The organism is Paracoccus bogoriensis, assembly GCF_019431455.1.
In the GTDB taxonomy this organism is placed as follows: domain Bacteria; phylum Pseudomonadota; class Alphaproteobacteria; order Rhodobacterales; family Rhodobacteraceae; genus Paracoccus; species Paracoccus bogoriensis.
In genome coordinates, this window is the sequence record NZ_JAHYSR010000005.1 from 1 (window position 1) to 15221 (window position 15221).

Annotated in this window: 13 protein-coding genes and 1 pseudogene; 4 read left to right on the top strand and 10 right to left on the bottom strand. The window is 66.7% G+C overall.

All coding sequences use genetic code 11. The features are described from left to right. The 6 genes and pseudogenes from KY389_RS15805 to KY389_RS03500 all read right to left on the bottom strand — a co-directional run. Positions 1 to 409: pseudogene (locus tag KY389_RS15805) on the bottom strand (hypothetical protein); the annotation flags it as partial. After that, positions 402 to 617, bottom strand: a complete 216-nt coding sequence (locus KY389_RS03480; RefSeq protein ID WP_219829419.1) for a transposase — start codon at positions 615 to 617, stop codon at positions 402 to 404. The gene KY389_RS03480 and the pseudogene KY389_RS15805, both read right to left, overlap by 8 nt. 69 nt (positions 618 to 686) lie before the next feature. Beyond that, complete coding sequence (gene tnpB, locus KY389_RS03485) at positions 687 to 1316, bottom strand: IS66 family insertion sequence element accessory protein TnpB (RefSeq protein WP_219829420.1); 630 nt, start codon at positions 1314 to 1316, stop codon at positions 687 to 689. Positions 1317 to 1751: 435 nt separating this feature from the next. After that, complete coding sequence (locus KY389_RS03490) at positions 1752 to 4304, bottom strand: penicillin-binding protein 1A (protein WP_219829421.1); 2553 nt, start codon at positions 4302 to 4304, stop codon at positions 1752 to 1754. 78 nt (positions 4305 to 4382) lie between these two features. Then, complete coding sequence (locus tag KY389_RS03495) at positions 4383 to 5624, bottom strand: N-acetylmuramoyl-L-alanine amidase (RefSeq protein WP_219829422.1); 1242 nt, start codon at positions 5622 to 5624, stop codon at positions 4383 to 4385. Continuing rightward, positions 5621 to 6754 carry a pyridoxal phosphate-dependent aminotransferase gene (locus KY389_RS03500; protein WP_219829423.1) on the bottom strand — a complete coding sequence of 378 codons (1134 nt, stop codon included), beginning with the start codon at positions 6752 to 6754 and terminating at the stop codon, positions 5621 to 5623. Before KY389_RS03500 ends, KY389_RS03495 begins: the two co-directional genes overlap by 4 nt. A 135-nt stretch (positions 6755 to 6889) precedes the next feature. On the opposite strand from KY389_RS03500, the gene KY389_RS03505 reads away from it, so the two are divergent. Next, complete coding sequence (locus KY389_RS03505) at positions 6890 to 7627, top strand: DsbA family protein (RefSeq protein WP_219829424.1); 738 nt, start codon at positions 6890 to 6892, stop codon at positions 7625 to 7627. Between the two features lie 39 nt (positions 7628 to 7666). Here the strand turns inward: KY389_RS03505 and betA are convergent, their stop codons facing one another. The 3 genes from betA to betI are packed head-to-tail and all read right to left on the bottom strand — an operon-like array spanning position 7667 to position 11332. Beyond that, on the bottom strand, positions 7667 to 9334 hold the full coding sequence (gene betA / locus KY389_RS03510; protein WP_219829425.1) for a choline dehydrogenase: 1668 nt from the start codon (positions 9332 to 9334) through the stop codon (positions 7667 to 7669). Continuing rightward, on the bottom strand, positions 9321 to 10769 hold the full coding sequence (betB, locus tag KY389_RS03515; protein WP_219829426.1) for a betaine-aldehyde dehydrogenase: 1449 nt from the start codon (positions 10767 to 10769) through the stop codon (positions 9321 to 9323). The genes betA and betB overlap by 14 nt, the downstream gene beginning before the upstream one ends. Continuing rightward, positions 10766 to 11332 (bottom strand): choline-binding transcriptional repressor BetI, encoded by a 567-nt coding sequence (gene betI / locus KY389_RS03520; RefSeq protein WP_219829550.1) that lies wholly within the window; start codon positions 11330 to 11332, stop codon positions 10766 to 10768. The genes betB and betI overlap by 4 nt, the downstream gene beginning before the upstream one ends. 86 nt (positions 11333 to 11418) lie before the next feature. Between betI and choX the strand changes: the two genes are divergently transcribed. From choX to choV, 3 genes are all read left to right on the top strand, one after another. Beyond that, positions 11419 to 12360, top strand: a complete 942-nt coding sequence (gene choX / locus KY389_RS03525) for a choline ABC transporter substrate-binding protein (protein WP_219829427.1) — start codon at positions 11419 to 11421, stop codon at positions 12358 to 12360. A 61-nt stretch (positions 12361 to 12421) separates the two neighbouring features. Further along, positions 12422 to 13279 carry a choline ABC transporter permease subunit gene (choW, locus tag KY389_RS03530; RefSeq protein WP_219829428.1) on the top strand — a complete coding sequence of 286 codons (858 nt, stop codon included), beginning with the start codon at positions 12422 to 12424 and terminating at the stop codon, positions 13277 to 13279. Further along, the gene (choV, locus tag KY389_RS03535; protein ID WP_219829429.1) at positions 13276 to 14286 is read left to right on the top strand and encodes a choline ABC transporter ATP-binding protein; all 1011 of its coding nucleotides are present in this window, start codon (positions 13276 to 13278) and stop codon (positions 14284 to 14286) included. The genes choW and choV overlap by 4 nt, the downstream gene beginning before the upstream one ends. A gap of 7 nt (positions 14287 to 14293) precedes the next feature. On the opposite strand, the gene KY389_RS03540 is transcribed toward choV, so the two are convergent. Further along, on the bottom strand, positions 14294 to 15178 hold the full coding sequence (locus tag KY389_RS03540) for an ABC transporter permease (protein ID WP_219829430.1): 885 nt from the start codon (positions 15176 to 15178) through the stop codon (positions 14294 to 14296). Positions 15179 to 15221 lie beyond the last annotated feature (43 nt).

A 15221-nucleotide genomic window follows, 5' to 3' on the forward strand; every position in this document is an offset into this window, starting at 1 on the left:
CGCGCTTGACATGGCCCTTCACGCAGGTGGGCGGCATGAGCCGGACATCATGCCCGAACTTGATCACTTCCCGCCCCCGGTCGTGCGCGCTGGCGCAGGCTTCCATACCGAACAGGCAGGGCGGCGGGCGCCGGAAGAATTCAAGCATCTGGCTGTGCCGCGTGACCAGCGCCTGGACCTGCGCCGGGATCACATCGAGCCGCGCAAGGATCTCCTCTCCGATCCGGGCCATCTCGCCGCAGCCATAAGGGCAGAGCGTGCGGCCGGGCTCGATCACGCGCTCGACCACGCGCTCGACCCGGGCCAGGTGCGCGGGCAGATGGCCACGGTTGCGCGCGGGCTTGCGAGGTTCTTCCCCGCGCGCCCGGGCAGGCGCGGGCTCGGCCTTCTCCTGTGCGGCCTCAAGCACGCCCTGGGCCAGTGGCGTCCTCAAGCGGCAAATTGAACTGGCCGGGCGACAGTTTCCCGGAACTCTTGCCGAAGCGCTCGCGCTGCGAGGCGCGCAAGATGTCCTCCAGCCGGCGGTTGGCCTCCTGCAGCCCGAGCAGCGCCGCCTCGACCTCGCTGAGCCCTGCCGTCAGATGAGCGTTCTCGCGGCTGAGGGCATCGGCATCCATGCCTCGGAGCGAACCACGCTGACGCGGTCCTGGCCAGCAAGAACAGGCGCTTCCCCTGCGTCCGCCCGCTCATCCTGCGACCAGCGGGCGCCGCGCCCGTTCCGGCCGCACCAGCCGCCAGTCCAACCCCTGGAACAGAGCCGCCAGCTGCGCAGAGGACATTCGCATCACCCCATCCCGCACCGGGGACCAGACGAACGCGGCCCCCTCCTGGCATTTGTGAACGAGCACCATCCCGGTCTGGTCCCGGACCAGCAGCTTGATCCGGTCGGCCCGCTTCGCACGGGACACGAAGACCGCACCGCAGAACGGGTCCAGCCCGACCATCTCCTGCACGGCCAGCGCAAGGCCGTCGATCCCCTTGCGGAGGTCCACCGGGCGCGTCGCCACGCAAACCTTCACTGCCCCACCCTGGCCGAGCATCACTGCCGCCCGCACCGCCCGGATCGACCGCGTCAGCAGGGCCTCATCCGCATCGGCGTCGAGGCGGATCACGACATCGCCGACAACGATCTCCACGCCGGTGGCGAGCCCCGTCTCTGCCGGCATCGCCGCGGCGGGGGCCTCCACGACCAGCTCCGCAAGCATCGGCAGGGCCGCCACGCTCTCGGGCACGACAAGCTGACCCGTCCGCATCTTCTTGCGCCAGTCGCAGGCCTGCCAGCGCGTCCTCCCGTGCCGCCGCGCGATATCCGCCATCGAAGCCCCCGGGACAGCTCTCCGCCGCGATCCGCGCCCGCGCCGCCTTCCTGCGCCGCCGCCGGTCGGCCCCTCGAGCCCCTCCAGCCGCGAAACCCCGCTGCCCACCGAGCCGTCCAGATGGACGCCCACTTTGCCGTCTCGTTCCAAGCCAACACATCCGACACTCATGCGCACAGAGAATGGCCCGGTCAGATCACCAGCGGCAAAAGGGGGACTGCGTCGCGCTTGCTGACGAACTGTTTCTGACCCTGCAATCGACCAACCTCGCCGTTGCGGCGGCGCGGCTGGTCCTGGCGATGGCGCCTGGTGCAGCCCTTGCCTTGGGAATGCGAGCGCAGCGCTCAAGCGCCGGGCATAGGGGTGCGGATGGCGGTATCCCTCCAGGCGCCCCCCGCGGGACGCAAGCGAAGGTTCCCCCGCTGAATCCCGGGCTCAGTAGAGCCCGCCCGACGACATCGTTCCGAAATCGGTGCGGCTGGGGATGACACGCCTCTCACCGGTGGAAGTGACAATCGAGGTCGATGCCCGCGACTCGGCGCCCGCCTCCCAGGGCAGGATCACCGGGCCGTCGCCGAAGCCGGTCACGACAAGGGGCGCGCCCCAGTTCGGGTCCGAGCCCTGGCGGAAATATTCCGCGATGACGTTCGGACCCGTCGCATCATCCGGCAGGCGCTGGCCCGTCACCCGGTCGATCTTGACCCAGTAGCCGCCCGGCGGCACGCGGAAGGCCGTGCCGCCATATTCCGCCACCGCCGCCCGCATGAAGGCGTTGAAGACCGGAACGCAGAGCGTGCCGCCGAAGGCATTGCTGCCAAGCGTGCGCGGCTGGTCGAAGCCCAGATAGCAGCCCGCCACGATATTGCTGGAATAGCCGATGAACCACACGTCCTTGGCGTCGTTGGTGGTCCCGGTCTTGCCTGCAATGGGGACGGGCAGGTTTACCCCCGAACCCGAACCGCGCGTCACTGCCCCTTCCAGCATCGAGGTCAGCTGATAGGCGGTAATCGCGTCCATCACCCGCTCGCGATTGCTTTCGATCACCGGAGCGGCTCCGGCCGGAAGGGCCTGCAGGCCGCAGGTCTGGCAGACGCGGCGGTCATGGCGATAGATCGTGCGTCCGCGCCGGTCCTGTACGCGGTCCACCAGCGTCGGCTCGACCCGCTCGCCGCCATTGGCGAACATCGCATAGGCCGCAACCATGCGAAACAGCGTCGTTTCCTGTGCGCCAAGAGCATTCGCCAGGAAAGGCTGCATCCGGTCATAGACGCCGAAGCGCTCGGCATATTCGGCCACTGTCTCCATGCCGATATTGTCGGCGATACGGATCGTCATCAGGTTGCGCGACTGCTCGATCCCGGTTCTGAGCGGGGTCGGCCCGTAATGTCGCCCCGAAGCGTTCTTGGGTTCCCACAGGCCTTGGGGCGTGTTGATGCGGATCGGCTCGTCCACGACGATCGTGGCGGGGGTGTAGTTGTTGTCCAGAGCCGCCGCATAGACGAAGGGCTTGAAACTGGAACCCGGCTGACGCAGCGCCTGCGTCGCCCGGTTGAAAACCGAGGACTGATACGAAAACCCGCCCTGCATCGCAAGAACACGCCCGGTATTGACATCCATCGCCATGAAACCGCCCTGGATCTCGGGAACCTGTCGCAGAGACCAGCGCAGGAAGCTGCCATCGCTGTCGCGCGTGAGGGCGCGCACCAGCACGACCTCGCCCACACGAACCAGGTCGCCCGCCCCCTGCGCGCGCGGCCCCAGACTGCCCGTCTGGCGGTCCCGGCGGCGCGCCCAGGTCACATCCTCGGCCGGAATCCAGTGGCCTTCGGGCTCTTCGGCAATGCCCTCGATCCCGATGCGGGCGCGGCTGCCTTCGATGGCCAGCACGACGGCCGGGCGCCAGCCGGGAATGTCGCGCGGCAGGCGCAAATCCCACAGCGCGCCACGCCACGCCGCCTCGTCGCGCAGCAGCGACGGGTCGATTTCTTCGCCTGTGCCGCGCCAGACGCCGCGGCCCCGGTCGTAATCCTCCAGCGCCTGTTGCAAGGCCGCCGCAGCCTGGGCTTGCAGGTCGGGATCGACGGTGGCGCGGATCGTCAGGCCGCCGCCGAAGAACTCTTCGCGGCCGAATTCGCGGCTGAGCTGGCGGCGGATTTCGTCGGTAAAATAGTCGCGGGGTGGCAGGCTGTTCTGAAAGCCGGGGAAATCGCCGTTCTGGACGCTGCGCAGCGGCTTGGCCGCTTCGGCCCGAAAGGTGGCCTCGTCCAGATAGCCGTTATGCCACATCTCGCGCAGCACGTAATTGCGCCGGTCGGTCAGGCGCCCCTTGGCGCGCACCGGATGCAGCCGGCCCGGAGCCTGCGGCAAGGCGGCCAGCATCGCGGCCTCGTGGGGCGCCAGTTCGGACAGCGACTTGTTGAAATAGGTCTGTGCGGCGGCGGCCACGCCGAAGCTGTTCTGGCCCAGGAAGATCTCGTTCAGATAGAGTTCCAGGATCTGATCCTTGGTCAACGTGTTTTCCAGCCGGGCGGCCAGGATCAGCTCCTTTACCTTGCGTTCGATGCTGCGGTCGCTGGACAGAAGGAAGTTCTTCATCACCTGCTGCGTGATGGTCGAGGCGCCGCGCACGCTGCTGCCGCGCGAGGCGACCGCCTCGTAGGCTGCCGACAGGATCCCCCGCAGGTCATAGCCCGGATGATGAAAGAAGTTCTTGTCCTCGGCGCTGATGAAGGCCTGCACGATCAGGTCCGGCACCTCGTCGATGGGCACGAAGATTCGCCGCTCTTCGGCGAATTCGTCGATCAGTCGGCCCTCGGAGGAATAGATGCGGCTGATGGTCTTTGGCGTGTATTGTGCCAGCGTCTCGTGGCTGGGCAGGTCGCGGGAATAGATCCAGAAAACCGCGCCCAGGGTCAGTGCGACGAAGATGATCGCAGTCACGAACCACGAAAAGATCGCGCCAAAAAAGGAAAGGATGCTGCGAACCACGACAGAAGAGGCCTTTCAGGAGATTGTCCCGTCTATAGACCCGCGCGGGCTGCGGGTCAAAACACGATTACCCCGCCTTCAGCGTCGCAACAGACCCGCCCGCGCAGTCTCGTCGGTCCACCATCCGGTGACGGCATCGGCCACCGCCTCGACCATGCGCGCCCGCCACAACGGGTCGGTCAGATTGGCGCGGTCGGTCTCGTCCGACAGGAAGCCCAGTTCCAGCAGCGCCGAGGGAATGTCGGGCGATTTCAGCACCGAGAATGCGGCGCCCTGCACCGGGCGGCCATGCAGGCCGATCCCCAGCAGCGCCATGCGCGAGGTCAGGATGCGCGCGAAGGCCTCGGAACGGGGCTGCGTGTCGGTGCGGGCGAAATCCATCATCACGGCGGCCAGTTGGTCGTCCTGCCCGGTCAGGTCCAGCCCCCGCAGCATGTCATCGCGTTCATGGCGCAGCGCCAATTGCGCCGCCGCCCGGTCATCGGCCGAGGGGTTCCAGACATAGACCGTTGCCCCCGCCGCATGGCCCTGGGGCAGCGCATCGGCATGAAGCGACAGGAACAGGTCCGCCCCCGCCTGACGCGCCATTGTCAGCCGCGCCTGAAGCCCGACATAGACATCCCGATCCCGCGTCATCTGCACGTTCACACCGCGCCGTTGCAATTCCTCGCGCAGTTCCAGACCGAAGGCCAGAACCAGCGCCGCCTCGGATTCGCCGTCCACCTGCGCGCCGGGATCAAAGCCGCCGTGGCCGGGGTCCAGCATGACGGTCAGCATTTCCGGCCGGGTCCGGGCGGGCGGCAGATCGGCAGGGTCGGGCAGATCGCGCAAGGCCGCCGCAGCCGAGGGGCGGGGTGCAAAATCGGCCTTGGAAACGGGATGCAGCAGGATGGCGATGCGCGGCTGCGCCCCGCCCGAGACCTTTCCTGCCTGCGCGATCCGGTATGGTCCGGGCAGTTCGATCACCACCCGAGACCAGCCCGGTTGAAAGATACCCCACCGCAAGGCAGGGACCAGATCATGCCCGAACAGATCCGACGGGCTCAGCCCCGACAGATCGACGCCTTTCAGATCGACCACCAGTCGCGCGGGATCGCCCACCAGAAAGACCCGATAGGGCACCGCATGATCCAGAGCCAGCGTAAGCTCCAGCGAGGGCTCGCCGAAAAGCCTCTGCCACCAGCCGCGCTCGGTCCGTGTCAGCGAGGATGCGCCCAGGTCCAGCCGCACCGCCGGTTCGGCGGCCAGGGGCAGCGCCAGGGCCAGCGCAAGCCAGAGGGCCATCAGCAGGGCGCGGAAAGGCGGCACCAGGCGGCTCATCGCGTGGCCATGAACCTTTCCAGCCGCGCAAGCCCTTCGACGATGTCGGCTGTCGCGCGGGCATAGCTGAAGCGCAGTGTGCGGCGCCCACGCTCGGGGTCGAAATCAAGACCCGGCGTGACCGCGACGCCTGCGCGTTCAAGGATCTCGGCGGCAAAGGCCAGCGAGTCATCGGTCAGGTCCGACACATCGGCATAGATATAGAATGCCCCTTGGGGCGGGGCGATCCTGCGAAAGCCGGCCCGCGGCAGGCCCTCCAGCATCAGGCGCCGATTTTCCGCATAGACGGAAAGGTTTGCCTCGGCTTCCTCGATACAATCCAGGGCCGCCAGCGCCGCAACCTGGCTGGCATGGGGCGGGCAGATGAACAGGTTCTGGGCCAGACGCTCGAGCGTGCGGATCATCGGCTCGGGCACGACCATCCAGCCGATCCGCCAGCCGGTCATCGAGAAATACTTGCTGAACGAGTTGATGACGACGACCTCATCCGTCACCTCCAGCGCCGAGACGCAGCGCCCGTCATAGGACAGGCCGTGATAGATCTCGTCCGAGATCAGCGCCATGCCGCAAGCTTCTGCCGCCTGTGACAGCGCGGCCAGTTCCGGTGCGGTCAGCACCGTCCCCGAGGGATTGCCGGGCGAGGCCAGGATCAGCCCCTCGGCCTGCGGCAGATCCTCGGGGCGGGGCTGATAGCGGTCCTCGGGGCGGGTCGGGATGCCGACGGGTTCCAGCGACAGGGCGCGCAGGATCTGGCGATAGCTGGGATAGCCCGGAAAGCCCATCGCCACCCGGTCGCCTGCATCGAACAGCGCCGAGAAGGCCAGGATGAAGGCCCCGCTGCTGCCCGGCGTCACCACGACCCGCGCCGGGTCCAGATCGACCCCATACCAGCGCCGGTAAAGATCCGCGATGCCCTGCCGCAAGGCAGGCAGGCCAAGCGCGACCGTGTAGCCAAGCGGCGCGTCCAGCGCCTGCGCCAGCGCGCGGCGGGCGCCTTCGGGGGCGGGGGTGCCGGGTTGGCCGACCTCCATATGGATGACATGGCGGCCCGCAGCCTCGGCGCGTGCGGCTTTCTCCATCACGTCCATCACGATAAAGGGGTCCACCTGCCCCCGCCTCGAATGCCTCATTGCCTGTCCCCTTGCCTTTTGCAGCGGTTTAGCGCGCCCCTCTCCGCCAGACCAGTTCCTTTCGGCGGACCTCGCCTTGCCTTTGGACGCCCGAAGGCGCAAGTTGAGCGCCAGAAAAACAGGGGAAGAACCACCATGAAACGCCTGATCGCCGCGTTGCTTCTGGCTGCGGCCCCCGCCTTGTCGCTGGATCTGTCCGCCATGACCGAAACCGAGCGCGAGGCCTTCGGCGCGGCCGTGCGCGACTACCTGATGGAGAACCCGCAGGTTCTGGTCGAGGCGATCAATGTCCTCGAGGCGCGGCAGGCCGAGATGGGCGCGCAGAACGACCGCGCGCTGGTCGCCGCCAACCGCGACGCCATCTTCGCCGATGGCCATAGCTGGGTGGGCGGCAATCCCGAGGGCGACCTGACCGTGGTCGAGTTCATCGACTATCGCTGCGGTGTCTGCCGCCAAGCCGCCGCGGATATCATGGCCGCAATCGAGCAGGACGGCAATACACGCTTGATTCTGAAGGAATTCCCGATTCTCGGGCCGGAAAGCGAACTGGCGTCGCGCTTTGCCATCTCGGTGCATCAGATCGCGGGCGATGACGCCTATCGGGCCGCCCATGACGCGCTGATGGAGATGCGTGGCAGCATCACCGCCGACAGCCTCTCCGCATTGGCCGCCCGTATCGGGGTCGAAGCCGAGCCGGTCCTGAACCGCATGAATACCGAACCCGTGACCCAGGTTCTGCGCGCCAACCGGCAACTGGCCGAAATCATGGCCATTCAGGGCACGCCGACTTTCATCATCGGCGACGAGATGCTGCGCGGCCTGCCCCGTGCAGGGCTTGCCGCCACGATCCAGGCGATCCGCCAGGATTCGTGAGCAGCTTGGCGCGCCCGCGGCAGGCGGGCGCGGAGCGGCCTATTGCGCCGCCAGCGGCTGGTCGGGATCGGCCAGCGCAACGCGGCCCAAAATCAGATCGGCCGCCTTTTCGCCGGTCATGATCGAAGGCGCGTTCAGGTTGCCGTTCGTGATGCGCGGAAAGATCGAACTGTCCGCGACCCTGAGCCCCTTGACCCCGATCACGCGCAGTTCCGGATCGACCACCGCCATCGGATCGGTGGCCGCCCCCATCCGCGCACTGCCGCAGGGGTGATAGGCCGATTCGGCGTGGTCCCGAATGAAGGCGTCGATCTGGTCATCGGTCTGAACCCCGTCGCCGGGCTGGATCTCGTCGCCGCGATATTCGGCAAAGGCGGGCTGGCTGAAGATCTTGCGGGTATGGCGCACACAGGCCCGGAACTCGATCCAGTCATCAGGGTGGGACATGTAGTTGAAGCGGATCTCGGGCGCGACACGGGGGTCGGCCGATGCCAGGCGGATCGTGCCGCGCGACTTGGACCGCATCGGGCCGACATGCGCCTGAAAGCCGTGCCCCTTGGCCGCCGCCTTTCCGTCATAGCGCACGGCCAGCGGCAGGAAGTGATACTGGATGTCCGGATAATCCACCGCATCCGAAGAGCGGATGAAGCCGCAGCTTTCGAACTGGTTCGACGCACCAAGCCCGGTTTTTTGCAGCAGCCACTCGACCCCCACCCGGCTTTTGCCCAGCAGGTTGTAATAGGTGTAAAGCGTCACCGGCTTCAGCGACTTGTATTGCATGTAGATTTCAAGATGGTCCTGAAGATTGGCGCCGACGCCGGGCCGATCCGCGACCGGCATGATGCCGTGCTGGCGCAGATGGTCGGCAGGACCGATCCCTGACAGCATCAGAAGCTTGGGTGTGTTGATGGAACTGGCCGAAAGGATCACCTCGCGCGTGGCCATGGCGACCTGGACGCGGCCCTTGCGGTCCAGCTCGACCCCCACGGCGCGACCATCGGCGATCAGCACGCGCCGCGCAAGGCCGCGCAGGATGGTCAGCAGGCCGCTGCGCCTGGCCGGGCGCAGATAGGCGTTGGCGGCGGACCAGCGACGGCCCTTCCAGATCGTGGCCTCCATCGGGCCGAAGCCTTCCTGCTGCGCGCCATTGTAATCGTCGGTGCGGGGCCATCCGGCCTGCTGGCCTGCCTCGATGAAGGCGTTGAACAGCGGGTTCTTGCGCTTGCCGCGCGTGACGTGCAGCGGCCCGTCGGTCCCACGCCAGGGCGAGGTCTGCACCCCGTTCGGATCGCCGTGCCAGGTCTCCATCCGCTTGAAATATGGCAGAACGCCCGCGTAATCCCAGCCGATCGCGCCCGATTCGGCCCAATGGTCGAAATCGGCGGGGTTGCCGCGCACGAAGACCATCCCGTTGATCGAGGACGACCCGCCCAGCACCTTGCCGCGCGGCGTGGCCAGTCGGCGCCCGCCCAGATGCGGTTCGGGCTGGGTGGAAAAGCCCCAGTCGTAGCGGCTCATGTTCATCGGATAGGACAGCGCGCCCGGCATCTGGATGAAGGGCCCCATATCGCTGCCGCCATATTCGATCAGCGTGACGCGGCGCCCGGCCTCGGTCAGACGATAGGCCAGTGCGCAGCCGGCGCTGCCCGCGCCGACGATGACATAGTCCGCGTCTGCGGCGGCCTTGGACAGATCAATAGGGAGCATCGACGCCTCCCATCCCGACATAGACGGATTTCAGCTGCGAATAATGTTCGATGGCGGCGGCGGAATTTTCACGGCCCAGACCCGACAGCTTGACGCCGCCAAAGGGCATTTCCACAGGCGTGAGATTGTAGGCGTTGATCCAGCAGGTTCCGGCCTCAAGCGCCGCGATGACGCGGTGCGCGCGGGTCAGATCCCGGGTAAAGACCCCGGCGGCCAGACCGAAACCGGTGCTGTTGGCGCGCGTAATGACTTCGGATTCGTCATGAAAGGTCAACGCGGTCAGGACCGGGCCGAAGATCTCGTCGCGGGCGATGGCCATGTCATCGCTGGCATCGGCGAATACGGTGGGCGGGATGAAGGCCCCCTCGCCCGCCCCCCCGCAGACCAGCCGCGCGCCTGCGGCGATGCCGCCTGCGATGGCCTCGCGGATCCTGGCGGCCTGGGTCGGGTTGATGATCGGGCCGTGATTCGTCGCAGGGTCCAGCGGATCGCCCATCTGCACCCGGCGGACACGCTCGGCCAGACGGTCGAGAAAGGCGTCGCGGATGCCCGTCTGCAGAAAGACCCGCGTCCCGTTCGAACAGATCTGCCCCGAGGAATAGAAATTCGCCAGGATCGCGGCACTGACGGCGTGTTCCAGATTGGCGTCGTCGAAAACGATCAGGGGCGACTTGCCGCCCAGTTCCATCGTGACATGACGCATCCCTTCGGCGGCGGCGGCATAGACGCGCCGCCCCGTGGGAACCGATCCGGTCAGCGAGACCTTCGCGACATGAGGATCCGCGACCAGCGCCGCGCCGACCTGACCGCCACCCTGCACGACGTTGAAAATGCCTGCGGGCAGCCCTGCTTCGGCAAGGATTTCCGCCAGTTTCAAGGCCCCTAGCGGCGTTTCCTCGGACGGCTTGAACACCATCGCATTGCCCATCACCAGCGCAGGCGCGGCCTTCCAGCAAGCGATCTGGCTGGGATAGTTCCAGGCCCCGATGCCCGCGCAGACGCCAAGAGGCTCACGCCGCGTATAGGCCCAATCAGTCCCCAGTGGTATCATATGACCCGTCAGCGTCGCCGCCAGACCCGCGAAATATTCCAGCGCGGCCGCCCCCGAGGGCCAGTCGGCGACCAGTGTTTCCTGGATGGGCTTGCCAGTATCCAGCGTCTCGAGCCGCGCGAGTTCTTCGTTTCGCTCCAGGATGATGGCGGCGGCGCGCGCCAGGATGCGACCGCGTTCGACGGGCGCCAGCGCAGCCCAAGCGGGCTGGGCGGCGCGGGCGCGCGCGCAGGCCGTGGCCACCTGCGCGGGGCTGGCCTCGCGCAGTTCGGCGATGGGCTGGCCGGTAAAGGGATAACGCACCGTCAGCGCCGCGCCTTCGCCCTCGACGAATTGGCCGTCGATGAACAGGCTTGCCGCAGGCTGGGCTTGGGGGCGGCTCACGCAAGGGCCTCGTTCAGATAGGTTTCGATGACCTGCTGCGCGGCGGCGGCGTCGGTCGGGCCGGGCGTCAGAACCGCACGCAGATAGACCCCGTCGATCAGAGCGCCGAGGGTGTCGGCCACGCGGCCCGGGTCATCCGTCAGCCCCCGCAGCGCGACCAGCAGATTCGAGCGAAGGCGTCGGTGATAGACCCGCAGCAGGCGCGCGGCCTCGGGGCTGGTCAGGGCCAGCGCATAGAAGTTCAGCCAGGCGCTGACTGTCTCGCGCTGAAAGTTCACGGGCGCGAAACTGGCGCGGATGATCGCGTTCAGCCGCCCGCGCGTGCCGCGCCCGGGCAGCGATTCGCGCACGCTGTCGCCATAGATGCGCAGGATATAGCGCATCGCCGCCAGGAACATCTGGTCCTTTGATCCGAAATAGTGATGCGCCAGCGCCGGAGACATTCCCGCACGCCGCGCGATCTGCGCAACCGTCACGTCCAGAGAGCCCGCCCGCCCCACCTCGAAAATGGTGGCGTTGATCAACGCGGCTTTTCGGATAGGCTCTGCCCCAAGTTTCGGCATGTCGCTTTTGCGCCCCATGTTTCCTGTTGCCATGTCGGAACCACTTATCGTTAATTGATCAACCAATCAAGAACAGGGAAGTTTCGATGACATATCGCCGCATCGCACCCGCGCTCACCGCCCTTGCCCTTCTGGCGCAGCCGACGATGGCTTTGGCCGACGATCATTGCAGCCGCGTCGTGTTCTCGGATGTCGGCTGGTCGGACATCACGGCGACGACGGCGCTGGCCACGACCGTGCTGGAGGCGCTGGGCTATCAGACCGAGACGCGCATCCTGTCGGTTCCCGTCACCTATACGGCTCTGTCCACCGGCGATGTTGACGTGTTCCTGGGCAACTGGATGCCCACGATGGAGGCCGATATCGCCCCCTATGCCGAGGCCGGCACCGTTGATACCGTCCGCACCAACCTGACCGGCGCGAAATACACCCTGGCCACGAATCGCGCGGGTGCCGATCTTGGGATCACCGATTTCGCCAACATCGCCGAACACAAGGAGGCGCTGGAAGGCCGCATCTACGGGATCGAACCGGGCAATGACGGCAATCGTCTGCTGCTTGAGATGATCGCGATGGACAAGTTCGGCCTTGGCACCTTCGAGGTGGTGGAATCCAGCGAGCAGGGTATGCTGGCGCAGGTCCAGCGGGCCAGCAATGCGAACCGTCCAATCGTCTTCCTGGGATGGGAGCCGCATCCGATGAATGCGCAGTTCGACATGACCTATCTGACCGGGGGCGATGACGTGTTCGGCCCCGATCTGGGCGGCGCCGAGGTCCGCACCAATACCCGCGCAGGTTATGTCGAGGATTGCCCGAATGTCGGCCGTTTCCTTCAGAACCTCGAATTCACGCTGGAGATGGAGAACGAGTTGATGGGCATGATCCTCAATGACGGGCAGGAGCCCTCGGCGGCCGCGCGCGCCTGGCTGGCGGCCAATCCCGAGGCTGCGCTGCCCTGGCTGGATGGCGTGACCACGATCGACGGCAATGATGCCGTGACCGCCCTGAACGAGGCTCTGGCGGGATAGGCTCTGCCGCCCGGCGCGCCCGCTTGGGTCGCCGGGCAAGGCTGCAGGCAAGGACGCGCGCATGGATTTCCTGGACCCGCCCCTGGGCTGGATTACCGACAACAAGATCCCCGTCGGCCGGATGGCGCGTTCGGCCTTTGACTGGCTGAACGCGCATGGCGCGGCGGTATTCGACGCGATCTCGAATGCGATGAACGCGCTGATCGCGGCCGTGCTGGCCGCGCTTCAGGCGCCGCATCCGCTGCTTTTCACCGCGCTGGCCATGGCGCTGACCTACGGCCTGCAGCGCCGGATCGCGCCGGTCCTGCTGGTCGGAGCGGGGCTATTGTTCATCCTCAACCAGGGCTACTGGACCGAGACGCTGCAATCGCTGACACTGGTCCTGTCGGCCTGCATCATCTGCATGGCGATCGGGGTGCCCATCGGCATCGCTGCCGCACACAGGCCCCGGCTTTACGCCTGGATGCGCCCGGTTCTCGACCTGATGCAGACGCTGCCGACCTTCGTCTATCTGATCCCGGCCATCGTCTTTTTCGGCATCGGCATGGTGCCCGGCCTTCTGGCGACGGTCATCTTCGTGTTGCCCGCGCCGATCCGGCTGACGCAGCTGGGCATCGCCTCGACCCCGCCTGCGCTGATCGAGGCCGCAACCGCCTTCGGCGCGACCCGCCGCCAGCTTCTGTGGAAGGTCGAACTGCCAAGCGCCTTGCCCCAGATCATGGCCGGGCTGAACCAGACAATCATGTTGTCGCTGTCCATGGTCGTGATCGCGGCGCTGGTCGGCGCTTCGGGGCTTGGCGTGCCGGTGGTGCGCGCGCTCAACAGCGTGAACACCGCGCTCGGCTTCGAGGCCGGGTTCGTGATCGTCGTCGTCGCCATCCTTCTGGACCGGATGCTGCGCATGGAGAACCGCAAATGAGCCGTATCGCCGTCGCGTTCGACCGCGTGAACATCGTCTTCGGCGATCATCCCGAACGCGCCCTGCCCCTGATGGACGAGGGGCTGGAGCGCGGCCTGATCAAGGCAGAAACCGGCCAGGTTCTGGGCGTCCATGATTGCAGCCTCGATGTCGCCGAGGGCGAGATCCTTGTCCTGATGGGGCTGTCTGGCTCTGGCAAATCGACGCTGCTGCGGGCGGTGAACGCGCTGAACCCGGTCTGCCGGGGAGAGGTGCGGCTGCGCGTGGGCGACGAGATGGTCAGCGTGACCGCCGCCCGCGGCCGCGCCCTGCGCGAGATCCGATTGCGCCAGGTCGCGATGGTCTTCCAGCAATTCGGCCTGCTGCCCTGGCGGACCGTGCGTGAGAATGTCGGCCTGGGTCTTGAACTGGCAGGCGTTCCGGCGGCGGAACGGCGCGCGGTGGTGGACCGGCATCTGGCGGTCGTCAACCTGTCCGACTGGGCCGACCGCAAGGTGGGCGATCTGTCGGGCGGCATGCAGCAGCGGGTGGGCCTGGCCCGCGCCTTTGCGACCGAGGCGCCGATCCTGCTGATGGACGAGCCCTTCAGCGCGCTGGACCCGCTGATCCGCGCGCGGCTTCAGGACGAGTTGCTGGAGCTTCAGGCCCGCACCAAGCGCACGATCATCTTCGTCAGCCACGACCTGGACGAGGCCTTCAAGCTGGGCAACCGCATCGCGCTGATGGAGGGGGGGCGCATCGTGCAGGTCGGCACCGCGCGCCAGATCATCGCCGCGCCGGCGAATGGCTATGTGGCGGATTTCGTGGCCCATATGAACCCGCTCGGCGTGCTGACCGCCGAGGATGTCGCCCAGGAGGGCACGCTTGCTGACGCACGCAGCCTGCCCCGCAACCTGCCTCTGCGCGAGGTCATGCGCCACCTGGCCGAGACGCCCGCCCTCGCGCTGGAAGGCGGCGGCGTGGTGCGGCGCGAGGCGGTTCTGGCCCGGCTGGCCGAGCGAGGGTGATCCCCGATCAGCTGTGCTGAAGGTCGCGGTGATAGCGCACAAGCAGCGTCAGCCCCAGGGCGATCAATCCCAGCCCCAACCCGAACACATAGACATGGCTGACGTAATCGCCACTATAGCTTGGATAGAAGGCCTTGCGCATCTGGCCGACGACATGAACCAGCGGGTTCCACCACAGCCATTCGCGATAGGGAAGCGGGATCGTGTCGAACAGAAAGAAGATGCAGGAGACCAGGAACAGGGGCCGCATCAGGATGCTCCAGACCGGTTGCCACCAGGCGAAGGCCGCGAAGAGAAAGCAGTTCATCACCCCCACCGCCGTTGCGATCAGGATCGTCATCGCAAAGGCCAGCGCAATCTGCAGGATCTGCGGATCGGTGCGCGTGTCCAGCATCAGCAGGATACCCGAAAAGATCAGCACCGCCACCATGGCCTGGGTGATGACGCTGAACAGGATGCGCGCAATCAGCGCGTCCATGAAGGTTACCGCCGGATAGGTCAGCAGCGGCTTGGAGTAGCGGATCGAGCCCGCGACCTTGTTCGACATGTCCAGATAGGCCATGAACGGGACCACCCCGGTCGCGTAGAAGATCGCGAAATTCGTCCCGAGCGGCGGCGCCCGGAAGCCCACCGAAAAGATCAGCGTCAAGAGGACGATCCCGCCCACGGGTTCGGCGATGGCCCAGAGATAGCCGCCTGCGGACCGGCCATGGCTTGTGGCCATTTCGCGCAGCATCAATGCACCGATCGCGCGCAGCGAGGCAAAGCGGCGATGCTTGCGGACCTCTTGCAGGCGGCGCGTTTCACCCCGGCCCGCCTTGCGCTGCGGCAACGGCACAGCCGGGCGAATGGTGGATTGGTCTGACGGCTGGCGGGCGGGGCTGTCTGACATCGCGGGGGCTCCGGGCTTTTCCGGCTCACGGTCCTTTGCCCGG

What these genes read in the sequence shown, in the direction of transcription:
- choW (WP_219829428.1), top strand. Translation starts at nt 12,422, where the DNA reads ATGGATTTCCTGGACCCGCCCCTGGGCTGGATTACCGACAACAAGATC.
- KY389_RS03540 (WP_219829430.1), bottom strand. Translation starts at nt 15,178, where the DNA reads ATGTCAGACAGCCCCGCCCGCCAGCCGTCAGACCAATCCACCATTCGC.
- tnpB (WP_219829420.1), bottom strand. Translation starts at nt 1,316, where the DNA reads ATGGCGGATATCGCGCGGCGGCACGGGAGGACGCGCTGGCAGGCCTGC.
- choX (WP_219829427.1), top strand. Translation starts at nt 11,419, where the DNA reads ATGACATATCGCCGCATCGCACCCGCGCTCACCGCCCTTGCCCTTCTG.
- KY389_RS03480 (WP_219829419.1), bottom strand. Translation starts at nt 617, where the DNA reads ATGGATGCCGATGCCCTCAGCCGCGAGAACGCTCATCTGACGGCAGGG.
- KY389_RS03505 (WP_219829424.1), top strand. Translation starts at nt 6,890, where the DNA reads ATGAAACGCCTGATCGCCGCGTTGCTTCTGGCTGCGGCCCCCGCCTTG.
- KY389_RS03495 (WP_219829422.1), bottom strand. Translation starts at nt 5,624, where the DNA reads ATGAGCCGCCTGGTGCCGCCTTTCCGCGCCCTGCTGATGGCCCTCTGG.
- choV (WP_219829429.1), top strand. Translation starts at nt 13,276, where the DNA reads ATGAGCCGTATCGCCGTCGCGTTCGACCGCGTGAACATCGTCTTCGGC.
- betA (WP_219829425.1), bottom strand. Translation starts at nt 9,334, where the DNA reads ATGCTCCCTATTGATCTGTCCAAGGCCGCCGCAGACGCGGACTATGTC.
- KY389_RS03500 (WP_219829423.1), bottom strand. Translation starts at nt 6,754, where the DNA reads ATGAGGCATTCGAGGCGGGGGCAGGTGGACCCCTTTATCGTGATGGAC.
- betI (WP_219829550.1), bottom strand. Translation starts at nt 11,332, where the DNA reads ATGCCGAAACTTGGGGCAGAGCCTATCCGAAAAGCCGCGTTGATCAAC.